This is a genomic window from Dehalococcoidia bacterium (assembly GCA_003597995.1).
Lineage (GTDB): Bacteria > Chloroflexota > Dehalococcoidia > Dehalococcoidales > UBA1222 > SURF-27.
In genome coordinates this window covers 1-15,193 of record QZJY01000047.1, presented here as the reverse complement: position 1 = coordinate 15,193, position 15,193 = coordinate 1, and the positions used below count along the sequence as shown (strand labels likewise).

The 15,193-nt window shown below is 52.4% G+C and carries 18 protein-coding genes and 1 tRNA gene; 7 read left to right on the top strand and 12 right to left on the bottom strand.

The features are described 5' to 3' along the window. Positions 1–20 precede the first annotated feature (20 nt). Positions 21–209 (bottom strand): hypothetical protein, encoded by a 189-nt coding sequence (locus C4542_06255; protein RJO61530.1) that lies wholly within the window; start codon positions 207–209, stop codon positions 21–23. A 288-nt stretch (positions 210–497) separates the two neighbouring features. Between C4542_06255 and C4542_06250 the strand changes: the two genes are divergently transcribed. Beyond that, entirely contained in the window at positions 498–1,001 is a 504-nt protein-coding gene (locus C4542_06250; GenBank protein ID RJO61529.1) for a hypothetical protein, read from the top strand. Positions 1,002–1,005: 4 nt separating this feature from the next. Here C4542_06250 and C4542_06245 read toward each other — a convergent pair whose 3' ends face one another. The 3 genes from C4542_06245 to C4542_06235 form a co-directional block, all read right to left on the bottom strand. Further along, entirely contained in the window at positions 1,006–1,200 is a 195-nt protein-coding gene (locus C4542_06245; protein RJO61528.1) for a hypothetical protein, read from the bottom strand. Positions 1,201–1,235: 35 nt separating this feature from the next. Continuing rightward, a tRNA-Val gene (locus tag C4542_06240) sits at positions 1,236–1,312 on the bottom strand. 122 nt (positions 1,313–1,434) lie between these two features. After that, positions 1,435–1,653, bottom strand: a complete 219-nt coding sequence (locus C4542_06235; protein RJO61527.1) for a hypothetical protein — start codon at positions 1,651–1,653, stop codon at positions 1,435–1,437. 128 nt (positions 1,654–1,781) lie between these two features. Between C4542_06235 and C4542_06230 the strand changes: the two genes are divergently transcribed. Next, positions 1,782–2,036, top strand: a complete 255-nt coding sequence (locus C4542_06230) for a translation elongation factor-like protein (protein RJO61526.1) — start codon at positions 1,782–1,784, stop codon at positions 2,034–2,036. A 10-nt stretch (positions 2,037–2,046) separates the two neighbouring features. Here C4542_06230 and C4542_06225 read toward each other — a convergent pair whose 3' ends face one another. From C4542_06225 to C4542_06205, 5 genes are all read right to left on the bottom strand, one after another. After that, positions 2,047–2,514, bottom strand: a complete 468-nt coding sequence (locus C4542_06225; protein ID RJO61525.1) for a 6,7-dimethyl-8-ribityllumazine synthase — start codon at positions 2,512–2,514, stop codon at positions 2,047–2,049. Between the two features lie 9 nt (positions 2,515–2,523). Beyond that, entirely contained in the window at positions 2,524–3,756 is a 1,233-nt protein-coding gene (locus tag C4542_06220) for a bifunctional 3,4-dihydroxy-2-butanone-4-phosphate synthase/GTP cyclohydrolase II (GenBank protein RJO61524.1), read from the bottom strand. A gap of 19 nt (positions 3,757–3,775) precedes the next feature. After that, positions 3,776–4,405: a riboflavin synthase gene (locus tag C4542_06215; GenBank protein RJO61531.1), complete on the bottom strand. Its 630-nt coding sequence runs from the start codon at positions 4,403–4,405 to the stop codon at positions 3,776–3,778. A 26-nt stretch (positions 4,406–4,431) separates the two neighbouring features. Beyond that, positions 4,432–5,526, bottom strand: a complete 1,095-nt coding sequence (ribD, locus tag C4542_06210; protein ID RJO61523.1) for a bifunctional diaminohydroxyphosphoribosylaminopyrimidine deaminase/5-amino-6-(5-phosphoribosylamino)uracil reductase RibD — start codon at positions 5,524–5,526, stop codon at positions 4,432–4,434. A 132-nt stretch (positions 5,527–5,658) separates the two neighbouring features. Further along, positions 5,659–6,420: a DUF541 domain-containing protein gene (locus C4542_06205; GenBank protein RJO61522.1), complete on the bottom strand. Its 762-nt coding sequence runs from the start codon at positions 6,418–6,420 to the stop codon at positions 5,659–5,661. Positions 6,421–6,602: 182 nt separating this feature from the next. On the opposite strand from C4542_06205, the gene lepB (C4542_06200) reads away from it, so the two are divergent. The 4 genes from lepB (C4542_06200) (at position 6,603) to C4542_06185 (ending at position 8,931) form a co-directional block, all read left to right on the top strand. Continuing rightward, a complete protein-coding gene (gene lepB, locus C4542_06200) occupies positions 6,603–7,160 on the top strand; it encodes a signal peptidase I (protein RJO61521.1) in 558 nt (185 codons plus the stop codon). A gap of 6 nt (positions 7,161–7,166) precedes the next feature. After that, a complete protein-coding gene (lepB, locus tag C4542_06195; GenBank protein ID RJO61520.1) occupies positions 7,167–7,715 on the top strand; it encodes a signal peptidase I in 549 nt (182 codons plus the stop codon). A 14-nt stretch (positions 7,716–7,729) separates the two neighbouring features. Further along, the gene (locus C4542_06190) at positions 7,730–8,323 is read left to right on the top strand and encodes an orotate phosphoribosyltransferase (GenBank protein ID RJO61519.1); all 594 of its coding nucleotides are present in this window, start codon (positions 7,730–7,732) and stop codon (positions 8,321–8,323) included. A 146-nt stretch (positions 8,324–8,469) separates the two neighbouring features. Beyond that, on the top strand, positions 8,470–8,931 hold the full coding sequence (locus tag C4542_06185; GenBank protein RJO61518.1) for a Holliday junction resolvase: 462 nt from the start codon (positions 8,470–8,472) through the stop codon (positions 8,929–8,931). 43 nt (positions 8,932–8,974) lie between these two features. Here C4542_06185 and C4542_06180 read toward each other — a convergent pair whose 3' ends face one another. The 3 genes from C4542_06180 to C4542_06170 all read right to left on the bottom strand — a co-directional run bounded on the left by C4542_06180 (position 8,975) and on the right by C4542_06170 (position 13,338). After that, positions 8,975–9,310, bottom strand: coding sequence for a DUF4870 domain-containing protein (locus C4542_06180; GenBank protein ID RJO61517.1), 336 nt, complete (start codon positions 9,308–9,310; stop codon positions 8,975–8,977). A gap of 122 nt (positions 9,311–9,432) precedes the next feature. Beyond that, positions 9,433–11,154 (bottom strand): DNA mismatch repair endonuclease MutL, encoded by a 1,722-nt coding sequence (mutL, locus tag C4542_06175; GenBank protein ID RJO61516.1) that lies wholly within the window; start codon positions 11,152–11,154, stop codon positions 9,433–9,435. A gap of 3 nt (positions 11,155–11,157) precedes the next feature. Continuing rightward, the gene (locus tag C4542_06170; GenBank protein ID RJO61515.1) at positions 11,158–13,338 is read right to left on the bottom strand and encodes an AAA family ATPase; all 2,181 of its coding nucleotides are present in this window, start codon (positions 13,336–13,338) and stop codon (positions 11,158–11,160) included. 260 nt (positions 13,339–13,598) lie between these two features. Between C4542_06170 and C4542_06165 the strand changes: the two genes are divergently transcribed. Continuing rightward, positions 13,599–14,582: a DUF4263 domain-containing protein gene (locus C4542_06165; GenBank protein RJO61514.1), complete on the top strand. Its 984-nt coding sequence runs from the start codon at positions 13,599–13,601 to the stop codon at positions 14,580–14,582. Positions 14,583–15,193: the final 611 nt, after the last annotated feature.

Genomic DNA, 15,193 nt, shown 5'->3' with positions numbered 1-15,193 from the left:
AGGCTAGCCCTATTTTTGATTTAAAACGATTGCTTCATTACCTCCTTTTTAGGAATAATAAAAAAGCCCGCAACCATTTTGCGGGCATTCAAGATGACCTGGAATAATAAATTGACAATATTAATTTCTAGCCGTCGCGCCAAACGGTTGAAGTGATTATCAACTGCCGGTGGCGAAGTAAGCTCCTTTGCCCTCCAGCACCTATACATCACACGCTACCTCCTACTAGAGGTCGCACTGCTCTTATTTAAATCCTTCCAAGAGGGTTTGTCAAGGGGGGCTTATTTAGGAATATAAGTCTGTATTAGTAAGTATACACTACCGGATTAGTGATTCCATGCGCAACAGAAGGGCTAGTACGAAAAACGATAGAAAGGAGGATATTGAAAACGACCGTAAATTGAATTAAACTATCTTTTTAATAAAGTGGCACTTGGTGGTATTATTACTTCACGACCCTGTCTAACCACAAATATAACAATGGGATGTTAGAGATTATGGAAACACTTAAAAAGACAACCATGCTTTTGTTAATAGTCCCGGTGATTCTATCAATGCTGCTGGTCGTGGGTTGCGGAAACAAAGCTGCTTTTGCTCCGCTACCATATCTGCCACCGAAGTATTATGCCTGTACACAAGTTGATCCTCAAGCCCTGGTAAATGCTTACTATGTTGGTAACGTGGATATTACTTCGGTAAGGGCTCGGTATGATGGTGTTATTTTTGTCTTTAAAGATGTACTGGTTAATAACCGTACGTTTATCGGAATGAATGAAGGATTTATCTTGGTGGACCAAATCAGGTGTTATCTGACAAACCCCGAAAATATGAATGGGTTTAAGTCAGGGGACAAAATCGATGTAGTAGGCAGGAATGCTGGACAAACATCCTACTTCATACCAGGGCTTACTTTTAAGGACTGCTTTGTACTGCCTGCCGGGCAAATAGCTTTACCCGCTACTCCTGGTGCCGTTCCTGGCACTTTTGGACCGGCGTACTAAAATGTCAACATATATAAAAAGACTTGTTGAGTCTAGGATGAGTCAGGACAATCATCTTTAGATCCGAAGGACGACGACTAAGTTTGACTGTAATGAACTTGGAGGCCTTGATGATGAGGTAGTTGGCGAACAGCCGACCATTAAGCTTGGTACGGTTTTCCAAGCGCTTCCTCCACTCTCCTCCCACTAATATTAGCATTTCCCGGATCGATAATTCCTCATCCCTGGTTGGGATGGTGGGTAGTAGAGGGCTCGAACCTCTGACCTCAGCGATGTCAACGCTGCGCTCTAACCAACTGAGCTAACCACCCTCGGACTAATATCTTACAATGAGCTGTTTCTCACGTCAATCGGTGATTCTTCGGTATAGGACTCTTTAGGAGTAATTGCCCTGGCCGCGCCAATTGCTTCCTAAATCTTTAGAATGCCGAGTTTATCCTCTGGGTTTGCGCACGCCTATCAGTGCCACTTCGACATTGTGTCCACAGTGCGGGCATACTGTTTGGATTGTTAATGCCTGGTTCATGACGCGCTCGATTACGGCGGAAACCATGGAGTCAATGTTATCAAGACGTTCGTCGATCATATCGAGGCGACGGCTAACATTATCCAGGGTAGGGGGTTCATTCTGTCCTTTAACGTTTTTCGCCATGTTTTTCCGCCTTCAACAAAGAATAGCCACATTATATGGGAGGCTGTTCATTCGTGTCAAAAACAGTCTAAAGCATTGATGCGCTGGATGTGGAGGCGTATAATTTTATGGGAGAGGAGGTGAGAAGCATGCCAGAAATTGGGGTGGGCAGGGTCTCGGATTACTTTTCCCATATCATGGTAGCCGGAGTTGATCTGAACGCACCGCTTCATATCGGTGACAGAATCCATATTCTGGGGCACACCAGCGATACCGAGATGAATGTGGATTCGATACAAATTGACCACAAGGACATCACCCAAGCCAAAGCGGGAGATTCTGTGGGTATCAGAGTCCCGGTAAGAGTAAGACGGGGCGATATGGTTTACCTTGTTAAGTCTTGAAGGTGGTAGGCTAACCCATACTCTTCATCAGGTTGGACATTTCCACCGCGCTGACGGCGGCATCGAAACCCTTGTTCCCCATCTTGGTGCCGGCGCGCTCGATGGCCTGTTCCAGCGTATCCGCGGTGATGACTCCATTGGAAACCGGGGTTCCGGTCTGAAGAATAACCTGGGCGATGCCCTTGTTCAGCTCAGAGGCCACATATTCGAAATGGGGCGTCCCCCCACGTATCACCGCACCTAGGCAGATGACTCCGTTATATTTGCGCGTCTGAGCCATTTTAAGGGCTATCAGAGGTATTTCAAAGGCTCCCGGTGTCCATGCGACGTCGATATCATCCGCACCCACGCCGTGGCGCACCAACGCGTCTTTGGCTCCGTCCAGCAACTTGCCGCCGATAAATTCGTTAAAACGGGAGATAACGATACCGAATTTTAGCCCGCTCCCTGCCAGATTGCCTTCAAATGTTTTACCCATATCTCCTCCTTATTTCGAGTCGGATTTTCCCGTCGTTTCATCCGCGATTTTCAGATTGTGTCCCATCTTTTTTTGCTTGGTTTCAAGGTATTTGCGGTTGTGAGGATTGGTCGGCGCGATGATAGGAACCGTTTCTACCACCTTGAGCCCGTATCCTTCGATTCCAACCACCTTTTTGGGGTTGTTGGTCAGCAGGCGGATCTTTTTTAAACCCAGGTCAGCCAGTATCTGTGCTCCGATGCCATAATCCCTGAGGTCGGCATCGAAACCCAGCGAGAGGTTGGCCTCAACTGTGTCCATGCCCTTGTCCTGCAGCGCGTAGGCGCAAAGTTTATTATGGAAGCCGATGCCTCGCCCTTCCTGCCGCATGTAGAGGATGACGCCACGTTTTTCCCCGGCTACCATCTTCATGGCCATATCCAGTTGTTCGCCGCAGTCGCAGCGCTGGCTGCCGAAAACGTCTCCGGTCAGGCATTCGCTGTGTACGCGCACCAGCGCCGGCGTCCCGTTTTTTATATCACCCATCACCAGCGCCAGGTGCTCGCCGCTTTCAATATCGCTCTTATAGGCCAGCGCTTTGAATTCACCGAATGGTGTGGGCAGCCTGGTTTCTGTGACTAGGTGCACCAGTTTTTCGTGGCGGCGGCGATAGGAGATAAGGTCGGCCACGCTGATAATTTTAATGTTAAGTTTTTTTGCCAGTTGTTCGAGCTTCGGCAGTCTGGCCATACTGCCATCTTCGTTCATAATTTCGCAGCATACACCGGCCGGATACAGGCCTGCCAGCCGCGCCAGATCGACAGTTGTCTCAGTATGACCGGCGCGCACCAGCACACCGCCGTCCCGGGCGCGCAGCGGGAAGATATGGCCGGGCCGCGCGATATCTTCGGGTTTACTGGCCGGGTCGATGAGAGCTTTGATGGTCCTGGCCCTGTCCCGTGCCGAAATTCCCGTCGTTACCCCGTGCCGGGCTTCTACAGAAACGGTAAAAGCCGTCGTATGGGCCGAGGTGTTCTCCGTCACCATCAAGGGGATTTTAAGCTCATCTAAGCGCTGCCCGGTCATGGGGGCGCAGATGAGGCCGCGCGCGTGGACAGCCATAAAGTTAATGGCTTCGGGGGTGATCTTTTCCGCCGCTATTATCAGGTCGCCTTCGTTCTCGCGGCTCTCATCATCGACCACTATGACGAATTTGCCCGCTTTTATGTCAGCTATTGCTTCTTGAATGCTCGCAAATGCCATATACTCTCACTTTAACACATCAACCGGTTAAAAAACCATGTTCCTTCAGGAAATCCCTGCTGATGCCATTTTTGGGGCCCGCAACGAACTGTTCTACGTACTTGGCGATGATATCAGCCTCAAGATTAACTATATCGCCAACTTTGATTTGGCCGAGTGTGGTATTTTCCCTGGTGAATCCGATGATCGATACGCAGAAAGTCGACTCGGTCCGCTCAACCACGGTCAGGCTGATACCGTCCACGGCTACAAATCCTTTTTCCACGATGTAACGCATTACCTGGGGCGAAGCGGTTATAGTGATCAGTGTGGATTTGTCAAGCTGTGCGACAGACTTCACACGGCCGGTAGCATCGACATGTCCCTGTACCAGATGTCCGCCCAGACCTTTCGAGAGTGTCAGTGCGCCTTCAAGGTTGATGAAGTCTCCTGCTTTTAGAATACCCAGGTTAGTGCGTTTGAGTGTCTCTTCCATTATGTCAACGGTAAAAGAGTCGGTATCAAATTCAGTCACGGTGAGGCATGTGCCGTTGACTGCTATACTGCCCCCGGTTTCGATTCCCTTGAGGACTTTGTGGGCGCGGACAGTCAGGCGGTGTCCGTTTAGCGCTGCCACCTGGCCGATTTCTTCCACAATTCCAGTAAACATAGCTTTTGAGACGGGCGAAATCAATGTTATTTTTTGACGATGTAGCCGCTGATCAAGGTGTCTTCGCCGAACCTTGTTGTTGTGATTCTTTCCAGCCGGTAAGCATCGGCAAGCTTGTCCGCTCCCCTGCCGGCTACCGCCGTGCTGGCTTTGCCGCCGATAATTATGGGGGTTATGAATGCAAAAACACGGTCGACCAGTTCCTGATCGAAAAGCGAACCCGCCAGAATGCCGCCGCCCTCCACCAGCACGCTGGTCACCTGCCTTTCACCCAGAATCTTGAACAGGGCTTTAAGCTCGATAATGCCATCAACGGATGGCAGTTCCAGGATTTCTGCGCCAAGCCTGGTAAAAGCCTCTTTTTCATTGGCCGTGGCGGACCTTCCCAGAACCAGTATGGTCTTACCGGCTTCGTGAAAGATGCGGGCGCTCTGGGGCGTCCGGCCTTTCCCGTCCACGATTATTCTCAGCGGCTGCCGTTTGGTTGTGCCTCCCCTGCCTCCGCAGCTGCGCGTGGTGAGGTGCGGGTCGTCCGCCAGCACGGTATTTACCCCGGCCATGATGGCGTCGCTGGTGTGGCGCAGGCTATGGGCGAACTGCCGCGATTCGGCGTTGCTGATCCATTTGGAATCGCCTGAGGTCGTGGCGATTTTACCGTCGAGGCTCATAGCAAATTTGACGGTGACGAAGGGCAGGCCAGTAGTGATGTATTTGGCGTAAGCTTCATTGAGCTGACGCGCCTGTTCCTCATGTTCACCGACAAAGGTCTGGATGCCGGCGTTCTCAAGCTCGCTTTGGCCTTTACCGGCAACGGCGGGGTTGGGATCTATCATAGCGATATGCACCCGGCTGATTCCGGCGGCAATAATGGCGTGGGTACATGGCGGTGTGCGCCCGAAGTGGCAGCATGGTTCCAGGCTCACGTGTAGTGTACTGCCCCTGGCGCTTTCTTCTGCCTGTTCGATAGCGACTATCTCTGCGTGGTGCGCGCCAGGAGGCTGCGTGAAGCCTTGCCCTACTACCACCCCGTCCTTCACCAGCACTGCGCCTACGGCGGGGTTGGGTGAGACATTGCCCTGCGCCAGCCTGGCAAGCGAGATAGCCTGTTCCATGAAGTCCATAACGCGCACATTCTAGCACTCTCTTTTTTGAAAGTGCAAATTGAAAGGCGTATTTTTGTCTCCAAATAACGCGAAACGGAAACGAGCCAGTTCCAACAGGACTGGCTCGTTTTTGAATGGTGACTCTCTTGACTAGGATATGCTGTAGACTACTTGGACGGTCAAGGTAATTTCCGTTTCTCCGGGGCTTATGGGCGTGGTAGGCACGGACGGTGCGGCTTTTATGCCTGAATCGAAGTAGATGGTCCGGGATGAGCTATTAAGCGATTCATTTATGTAAGTAGCTTTACCCAGTTTAACACCACTGAGCTTGGCCAGTTGCTTGGCGCGGTTGGCCGCGTCGTTCATGGCATTTTCGCGTGCCTGCTCGTTGTACACTTCTGGTTTGTCCACTGTCAACGCGATGCTGTTGATGCGAGTGTAGTCGCCTCCGGCTGCAGCCACTGCATCTATGACTACGCCAGCATTGCCCACAGTGCGGATTTTTACTGTCACAGTATTGCTTACGCTGTATCCTTCCAGTACCTGTTTCCCGGTGTCCCGGTCGTAGCTGTACACGGGCGTAATATTGTAATACTGTGTGGCGATGTCTTTATCCGCCACGCCATTGCCCTTTAGGGCCGCTATTACGTCAGCCATAGCCTTGGCTGCCTGTTGCTGCGCGTTGGCTACGGTTGAAGCCTGAGCCTGAACGCCCAAGCTTACCACGGCCAGGTCAGGCGTCATCGTTACCTTGCCGACACCGGTCACCCAGATGCCGTTGTTCTGCTGGCTGATATTTGACTGATTGACATCGGAGCCGCTGCCGCTGGAAAACGAGCCGCAGCCCCAGGCGCTGACCGCCAGGACCAGAACGGCCAGGGCAGTGCCCAATATGAGTAATCCCTTTTTCATGATTGTCTCCTTTGCTTTCTATTGTGATTGCTTACTATCTATTATAACGCAGAAAACTGTCTTTGGTTATTCTTTAACTGGCATGTTTTGATTATTTGACCAGAGACTATTATGGTGCTGCGCTGGCTTTGCAATTAGCCATAAGCGGAGTACCGTAGTATAATTTGACCAACTAGATAGGAGTGAGATATTTGGGTAGTTTCCTGCGCGAAGTAATTGTCACTCTGCTCATCGCTTTGCTGCTCTTTCTTGGTATCCGCTACTCGATACAGAACTCCGAGGTTATCGGCTACAGTATGGAACCCAATCTGCACAATGGAGAACGGGTTTTGATAAACAAGCTGGCCTACCGCTTAGGTGGCACTCCTCACCGGGGCGATGTGATTGTGCTTATTCCACCCGAGACCCTGAGTTCTGAGAATGATTTTATCAAGCGCATTATCGGGTTACCGGGAGAGAGAGTGGAACTCAGAGGCGGCAAGGTCTATATACATCAGGCTGACGGCAACATCTTTGCGCTGGATGAGACCTATGTGCCGAATCCCTCAGTGCGGAATTACACCGGCGACGTCATCCCACCCGGACGGTATTTTGTCATGGGCGACAACCGCAATAACTCATCCGACTCGCGCGGCGGCTGGACGGTTGCGCTCAAGGATATTGTCGGCAAGGCCTGGCTGGTGACCTGGCCGCCTTCTGATATTGGACTGGCCCCGAACTATGCTTTACCTTCAGGTTGAAAATAAATGAAACCTATCCTGCGAGAAATTATTGTTACGCTCCTCATGGCTCTGGTTTTATTCCTCGGAATTCATTACGCACTGCAAAACGCCGAGGTCATCAGCGGCAGCATGCTGCCTACACTGAGCATCGGGGAGAGGCTGTTCATTAACAAACTGGCTTATAAATTCGGCCACCTGCTTCAGAGAGGCGACATCATCGTATTCGTCCCGCCTCCGCAAGTGAATTCGGACAAAGACTACATCAAGCGCATCATAGGTCTGCCTGGCGAAGTCGTCGAGATAACAGGCGGAAACGTGTATATTCATAAGACGGACGGCACAGTTATAAAGCTTGACGAACCTTATATAACTGCCCCAGCGGACTACACCTATACCAGCCCTGCCATCGCGCCGGATAATTACTTTGTCATGGGCGATAACCGCAATAATTCCGGCGATTCGCATACAGGCTGGACCGTACCCCGCAGCAACATCGTCGGCCGGGCCTGGTGGGTCACCTGGCCATTCAGTAAGTTCGGAGCGGCGCCCAATTACAAACTATCCGGTGCATAATGAGGGAGGGAAAGATGTCGAACCATGGGCAAGCTAATGTCGAGTCCCTTTTCAAAAAAACGGGTGCGGTGCTGGACGGTCATTTTCTGCTGACGTCTAGGCTGCATTCTCCGGTCTACTGGGAGAAATTCCGCATCCTGGAACATCCCAAATACACTCAACAACTTTGCGCTATGATAGCCGAGCGGTTTAAACCCGAAAATATTGATGTGGTGGCCGGGCCGACTACCGGGGGAATCATATTGGCATTTGAGGTGGCCAAACAGCTAGGCGTACGCTGCATTTTCGCCGAAAAAGAGGAGAGCGGGAAGCGCGCTTTTCGCCGCGGCTTCCTGCTGAAACCCGGCGAGCGGGTTCTTGTTGTGGATGACGTGCTCACTACCGGCAAATCGGTGAAAGAAGTCCTCGAGGCCGTCGCCGAGAAAAACGCCTCCGTTGTCGGCATCGGCGTGCTGGTGGACCGCTCCGAGCACGACCTCAAGCTGGGTTATCCCCTTTTCAGTTGCCTGCGCTCGGTCACTCCAGCATACAAACCTGAAGAGTGCCCGCTGTGCAAAGCCGGTAAGCCGCTGGTGAAACCCGGCAGCAGCCATAAAGCGGCGGACTGAACAGCTTCACACTTTTAGGCCGATCACTTTTTACTGATCAGGACTGTTTTAGTCAAGCTGATAAGTCCGTTATAATAATTTCCCTCTCCCCTCGTGGGAGAGGATTAAGGTGAGGGGGTATTCCGATATCTCTACAGGAGGAGCTTATGGACTCGCCTCAATTTATCGCCCTGGTAATGCTTTTGGTGGCGGTTATCGTCTGGTTTATTTATGTCATCCTGCGCTGGCGTTTCTCAAAGCGTTTTCAGGAATGGCAGGCGCTTGAACGCCAAACTCTGGAGGCGGAGCGCGAGAGAATTCGCAGGAGTGCCATCACGCAGAGCCGCTCGGTGCTGGGCGGCAAGTTCACCGAACAGATTGCGCCCTACCTCCCCGATTTCAAGTACGACCCCACCGAAGTGCGCTTTATCGGCACACCCTTCGACCTGATTATCTTCCCCGGTCTGGCCTGCGGTGACCCTCAGGAAATCGTTATCATGGAGATAAAAACGGGCAAGAACTGCCAGCTTTCGCCCGTCGAGCGCAAAATACGCCAGCTTATTGAGGACGGCATGGTGCGCTACGAGTTATTCCAGCCGCATGTCGAGGGGATAGAAGAGGGGGGATAAAGTCGAAGGCGAGAGAGTCTTCTCTAAACTACAGAAGGCGCTCCTACTTATTATTCGACCACTTATCGGCTAAATTGCCGATGACAGGTAATTTATACATCTGCCCCTGATAAGCCTTGACCATTAAAACTATCCAGAGGACAAAGGCCAGTATTCCAAGCCCACTGATTATCCAGACAATATTCGGCACCCATGATAATGCGAAGAAGATAATCATTAACACGACAGAAACGATGGTCGACTGCATTGCATGGAAGCGTATAAACTTCTTCTTGAGTCCCGAAAACCATAAAATCAGACCTGTAACCCATCCAAAAAGGTAACAAAGTGCGCCTAGGAAATTATCCTGAGATCTAATGTCCTGAGAAGTATCAGCCATATAATTCCCCCTTTTGTCTTTCAAGCTAAAGGTTATACCCCCTCACCAGGTTGTGTCAATAGCTACCTGTTGGGGTAATTGCACCACTTAAAGACACGGGTCTTGCGCGTGCTTAAATCAATTCACGAGCGCTTAAACTCTTTCCCCAACTGCTCGTGAGTCAGGCATATCAGCGTGGGGCGCCCATGCGGGCAGGAGTTGGGCAGGTCCACTTGCTCCAGTTGCCTCAGCATCTCGCGCATCTCGTCCTCTCCGAGCGTTTGCCCGAACCTCACCGCGCTATGGCAAGCGGTAAGAGCCATCAGCCGCTCCATGAACTGACTCCGCTCTCTGTCCCCTGACTCCAGCAACTCGCTCAGCATGGCTTTCCAGTTTTTGTCTGCCAGCATGGCCGGAACGGTGCGCGCCAGGTAGGTGCTTGTCCCGAAAGACTCCAGGAGGAACCCCATCTCCGCAAGGTCATCCACGTGCTGGGCGAGTATGCTCGCTTGCGCTGGGGTGACGTCGAAAGGCTCGGGGCTGAGTAAAGCCTGTACCTCCAGCTTGTCTAGTGTTTTCTCGCGGCTCAGTTTCTCAAACAGAATACGCTCGTGGGCGGCATGCTGGTCGATGAGGTATAAACCGTCCGGCCCCTCGGCTACGATGTAACTGTTTCTAATCTGGCCCAGCAGCCGGAGAGCGGGGAGGGTTACTTTAGGAGTGGCAAGGGGTTGGGTTTCAGACGAAGCGCTAGACTTAAGTGGCTCCGCGACCGGTTGCCGCGTCGTTGGAGGATGATGGCTGAAGAGCGCGGACTGTTTTGTCGTCTGATATGGTGCGGAAACCTCTGCGATGCTTGATACAGGTGTCATGTTTACCAGCGCCTGGCGCACTGCGCGCTGCACCGCCCCGAACACGGCCGACTCGTCTTTGAACTTGACCTCGCTCTTGGTGGGGTGAATGTTGACGTCCACGTCTGTGGGGGCGACCTCGATATTGATGACGGCAATGGGGTGCTTACCCGTCATCAGCAGGCCGTGATAGGCCTCCTCAACCGCATATGTCAGGCGACGACTGGTTATCCAGCGGCGGTTGACAAAGAGACTGACGTAGTTACCTGTTGAGCGCGATATAGCCGGGCTGGAGACCATGCCGCTTACCTTGATAGCTGCGTCAGCGTTCCATCCCTGCCCCCCGATGTCGAGCATATTGCGGGCGACTTCAAGCCCATAGACCTGAATTATGGCGTCGGAGAGTTTGCCGCTCCCCGGTGTAGTGAGGCTACTTTTGCTGTCCATTACGAGGCTGAACTTTACTTCGGGATAGGCTAAAGCGTACTGGCTGATGACGTTTGCGATGTGGGCAGCTTCAGTTGGCCGTGACTTGAGGAATTTGAGCCGGGCGGGGACTGACTGAAAGAGCCGCACGGCGCTGATGGTAGTCCCCGGTGCCCGCCCCAGCGCGCTTTTCTTGAGTGTCTTGCCGTCCCGCATGTGGAGACGTCCACCCTCGGTCGCGTTCGCTGGGCATGAGGTTATCTCCACCTCGGCAACGGCGGCAATGCTGGGCAGTGCCTCTCCACGGAAGCCCAGGCTGTGCAGCGAGAACATATCCTCGAAGCGCATTATCTTGCTGGTGGCGTGGCGCTGGAAGGCCAGTTCCAGGTCGGCTGGAGGAATGCCGCAGCCGTTATCACTGACGCGTATCAACTCCAGACCGCCCCCCTGTATCTCCACCGAGATTTGCGTGGCCCCGGCGTCGAGCGCATTTTCCACCAGCTCTTTGACCACCGAGGCCGGGCGCTCGATAACCTCGCCGGCGGCGATGCGCGATATCACCTGCGGGTCGAGGAGTTGTATTGGCACGGTCTATTCCACCTTCTCCAGCCGGGCGAAACTCAGCAGCAGCTTTTTGACCCCCACGCCCTTGAAGGCCACGATGGCCTCCATGTCGCCGCGCACCGGATGAGCGCTGATGATGACACCCTCGCCGAACTGGGCGTGGCGCACGGCATCGCCCGCTTTAAGCTCCGGCAGTGACTGGTCCTCGCCTGTCTCCTGGGCGGCCTCCCACTCATAGGCTTTCTGGGAGATTTTAGTCTCGGCGGTCTTCCATGGCATGGAGCCGGTAATGAGCTCGGCGGGAATATCTTTAAGGAAGCGCGAGGGCGCGTTGACGTTCGAGCCGCCCATCATGTTGCGGCGGAAGGCGCGCACCAGATATACCCTGTTCTTGGCGCGCGTGATGCCCACGTAACACAGGCGGCGCTCTTCCTCCATCTGCGCCGGGTCGTCGAAGGAGCGTATGTGTGGCAGTATGCCCTCTTCCATGCCCACGATGAACACCACCGGGAACTCCAGTCCCTTGGCCTGGTGCAGCGTGATGAGGGTAACGGTGTCCGTTGCTTCCTTGAGCCCGTCCACGTCAGACACCAGCGTCACGCCCTCCAGCAGGGCGGACAGCGCCTCGCCGGGCGGCAGCTCGTTATAATCCTGCACCACACCCCGCAGCTCCATGACGTTATCCCAGCGGTCTTCGCCGTCGGGCGAGGCCAAGACGCTTTCCTTGAAGCCGGTGCGGTCGATGACTCTGTCGAAGAAGTCCAGCAGCTTGAGCGCCCGGCTCTTGGCTTTTAAGTCCTCGACCATCTTGTAAAAGTCTGCTAATAGTTTGGTCGTCCTGGGGCTGAAGAGCTTCAGAACCTCGCTCTGCTCAGTCATCTCGCGTATGCCGCCGTAGAGCGACAGCCCCAGCGGCTTGGCCCAGGCGCCCAGGTCGGCCACGGTGCGCTCGCCGATGCCCCGCTGGGGGACGTTGATGACGCGCATGAGCGAGATGTCGTCGGCCGGGTTCTGTATCAGGCGCAGGTAGGCGATGACGTCCTTGACCTCTTTGCGCTCGTAGAAGCGCGTGCCGGCCACCAGCTTGTAGGGCGTGCCGTAGCGGATGAAGGCCTCCTCCAGCGCGCGGGACTGGGCGTTGGTGCGGTACATGACCGCCACGTCCCGCAGTTTGGCCTCTCCACGCCCGGTGAGCTTCTCGATCTCGTTGACCACGAACTGGGCCTCTTCCTGCTCGTTGTAGGTCTCGGCCAGCGTCACCGGCGTACCCTGCTCGTTCTCGGTGAAGAGCTCCTTGGGCTTGCGCTGCTTGTTGGTGGAGATAACGGCGGAGGCCGTGTCCAGAATAGTCTTGGTGGAGCGGTAGTTCTGCGCCAGCAGGATGGTTTTGGCCTCGGGATAGTCCTTCTCGAAGTTGAGGATGTTGCGCAGGTCGGCCGAGCGCCATGAGTAGATAGACTGGTCGGGGTCGCCCACCACGCACAGGTTGCGGAACTTGCCCGCCAGCATCTTCACCAGCTCGTATTGCACCAGATTGGTGTCCTGGAACTCGTCTACCATTACGTGAACATAGCGCGACTGGTAACGCTCCAGCACCTCTTTGTGCGTGCGGAAAAGCTCCACGGTGCGCATCAGCAGGTCGTCGAAGTCGAGGGCATTGGACGCCTTGAGCATCTCCTGGTAGCGCTCATAGACGCGCCCGGCCACCTCCTCGAAGTAGCTGCGCCCGCGCTTGATGTAGTCTTTCGGCCCGAAGGTCTGGCTCTTGGCGCTGGAAATCTGGTTGAGCACGGCGGCGGGCGAGTGCTGCTTGGGGTCGAGATTAAGCTCTCCCATGGCGCGCTTCACCAGTGAGAGCTGGTCGTCCTGGTCGTAAATCACGAAGCCGGACTCGATGCCCACGGCCTTGCCCTCGATGCGCAGCAGGCGGGCGCAGATGGCGTGGAAGGTGCCCATGTTTATGTCCTTCGCGGCGGTGCTGGCAAGGGCGCTCAGGCGCTCCTGCATCTCGCGGGCGGCCTTGTTGGTGAAGGTGACGGCTAAGACGTGTCGCGGGCTGACGCGGCAGACCTTTACCAGATAGGCGATGCGGTGGGTGATGACGCGCGTCTTGCCGGAGCCGGGCCCGGCCAGTATCAGCACGGGGCCGGAGATGGTTTCGACAGCTTCTTTCTGGGCGGGATTGAGGCCTGCGAGTATGTCGGTCATAGGGTATTAAGTATAGCATTTAGACGCCTCTCTTTTCTCTCCACGGGCTAAAAACCTCCGTCGTATAAACGAAACGACTAAGGAAGCACGCGGGAGACTCTGATGCGAGGTAGGGAATGCCATTCTGGGAGGTCGAAAGACTGGCCGAATCAACACTTTTATCATCTCGCTCTTGAGGGGGGATAAGAGGGAGGTGAGAGTCAAGTTTCTGTGAGGGAGGTTTGACTGATGTATAATACTCGTGGTCAGCAGGTGGAAGTATGACAACAATTAAGACAACCAAAAACGGTATTGATTATCTACGTGGAATTCTTAAAGAAAAGGCCAGAACCGTCACTCGCGTAGTTTTTTGGAAAATCCATCATAAAGATGCACTCCGGGAAGATATTTGTCTCAAGATAGGTAGATATAACAAAAACGACGACTCTTCCGAAACGCCTACAGATACATCCCCAAAAAGTGAATTAACTTTAGAATGTGATGAATTCCACGAACTAATCAATTTCTTGTCAGAAAATTACGAGCCCTTTAAGAAGGGCGTTCGGGAATATTTTCCTCTTGACGAAAAATTTGATCACGAAAAAACCGAGCATTTAAAAGCAATATTTGATAATCCAGACCAAGAGACATTATTAAATTTCATAGCAGAGAATAACATTTTGCCTGAAGACCTGATTGCCGGACTGCAAAATCGCGCAAGAAAAAAAGCAATAATAGAGTTCGAAAATATGCTCGGTCGGAACCTGCTTGAGCAAAGATGGCAAGAATGGTTTAAACGCAATGATTGGGTACTCGGAAGCGAATTTGTGAAAATACTAGATGAACGAGAAATTGACTCAGAACATATAAGCGATTATTTAATCCAAGCCTATGATGGGTTTCTTGATATAATTGAAATCAAGCGCCCAGAAGGTAGTTTAAAGTTTTGGCTTGAACAGAAAGATCATGGTAACTATGTTCCTTCTATTGAACTAACTAAAGCAATTACTCAAGCTACTATTTACCTTTATGAAGTCGAACGTGAGGCAAACAGTATTAAGTTTCTTGAGAGGGTTGGCAATGTAAAAACAATAAAACCTCGTTGTATATTAATATTTGGAAGGTCTAATAACTGGTGTGACGAAGAACGCGAAGCTTATCGTATTCTGAATTCGAATTATCATAATTTAACAATAATGACTTATGACCATGTTTTAAGTAGAGCGAAAAAGATAACGTCGCTTAATTCTGAGGAAGCTGTTTGAGGAATTAGCCCAGCACAACAATTTAATCTATTGTATCGGCAATTAATTAACAGTTGCTTTATATTATGCCAACTCCCCCTTCCCCGCCCCAGAACATCCGTGCTATAATATCGGAGGGCAAGTGAGTTATTCTCGCGTATTTGTACACAACCCGAAATAGGGGTATTTGAATCCTTTCGTTCCGCCCCGTGCGTAAAAAACCGGAACGAATGCCCGAAAACCCGTAAATGACAGAAAAACTAGTGAGTGGGAGGGAAAACGAATCATGGAAATCGAAGAAATAGGCAAAACAAATCATGGCTGCGGCGGAAACAAATCGCCGTTCCAAGTGTACGAAGTTCACGCCTGAATATCCGTTTCCCAAAGCTAAATATTAAATCTTCGTTTCCCGATAAAAGGCTCCTCCCCAAAACGAAAACGAATCGCCAGAAGCACCCTGAGGGAATACGCTGTAAAGCAAATGAGATTGCTTCGGTTGCTACGCAACTCTCGCAACGACGACGGGGACTACGTATGCAAAAGTTCAGAAACATATTGGACTCTCTGGGAGGTGAAGATGGGGAGTCCGGATGAAGCAAATCTATGTAGAAAGTTATTACCGGAGCGGCTAT

Excerpts from the sequence above, each read along its gene's own strand:
- C4542_06185 (RJO61518.1), top strand. The coding sequence starts at position 8,470 with ATGGACTCGCCTCAATTTATCGCCCTGGTAATGCTTTTGGTGGCGGTT.
- C4542_06215 (RJO61531.1), bottom strand. The coding sequence starts at position 4,405 with ATGTTTACTGGAATTGTGGAAGAAATCGGCCAGGTGGCAGCGCTAAAC.
- C4542_06190 (RJO61519.1), top strand. The coding sequence starts at position 7,730 with ATGTCGAACCATGGGCAAGCTAATGTCGAGTCCCTTTTCAAAAAAACG.
- C4542_06235 (RJO61527.1), bottom strand. The coding sequence starts at position 1,653 with ATGGCGAAAAACGTTAAAGGACAGAATGAACCCCCTACCCTGGATAAT.
- C4542_06170 (RJO61515.1), bottom strand. The coding sequence starts at position 13,338 with ATGACCGACATACTCGCAGGCCTCAATCCCGCCCAGAAAGAAGCTGTC.
- C4542_06230 (RJO61526.1), top strand. The coding sequence starts at position 1,782 with ATGCCAGAAATTGGGGTGGGCAGGGTCTCGGATTACTTTTCCCATATC.
- C4542_06180 (RJO61517.1), bottom strand. The coding sequence starts at position 9,310 with ATGGCTGATACTTCTCAGGACATTAGATCTCAGGATAATTTCCTAGGC.
- C4542_06255 (RJO61530.1), bottom strand. The coding sequence starts at position 209 with ATGTATAGGTGCTGGAGGGCAAAGGAGCTTACTTCGCCACCGGCAGTT.
- C4542_06205 (RJO61522.1), bottom strand. The coding sequence starts at position 6,420 with ATGAAAAAGGGATTACTCATATTGGGCACTGCCCTGGCCGTTCTGGTC.
- C4542_06220 (RJO61524.1), bottom strand. The coding sequence starts at position 3,756 with ATGGCATTTGCGAGCATTCAAGAAGCAATAGCTGACATAAAAGCGGGC.
- C4542_06165 (RJO61514.1), top strand. The coding sequence starts at position 13,599 with ATGACAACAATTAAGACAACCAAAAACGGTATTGATTATCTACGTGGA.
- C4542_06245 (RJO61528.1), bottom strand. The coding sequence starts at position 1,200 with ATGCTAATATTAGTGGGAGGAGAGTGGAGGAAGCGCTTGGAAAACCGT.
- C4542_06250 (RJO61529.1), top strand. The coding sequence starts at position 498 with ATGGAAACACTTAAAAAGACAACCATGCTTTTGTTAATAGTCCCGGTG.
- lepB (RJO61520.1), top strand. The coding sequence starts at position 7,167 with ATGAAACCTATCCTGCGAGAAATTATTGTTACGCTCCTCATGGCTCTG.
- C4542_06225 (RJO61525.1), bottom strand. The coding sequence starts at position 2,514 with ATGGGTAAAACATTTGAAGGCAATCTGGCAGGGAGCGGGCTAAAATTC.
- ribD (RJO61523.1), bottom strand. The coding sequence starts at position 5,526 with ATGGACTTCATGGAACAGGCTATCTCGCTTGCCAGGCTGGCGCAGGGC.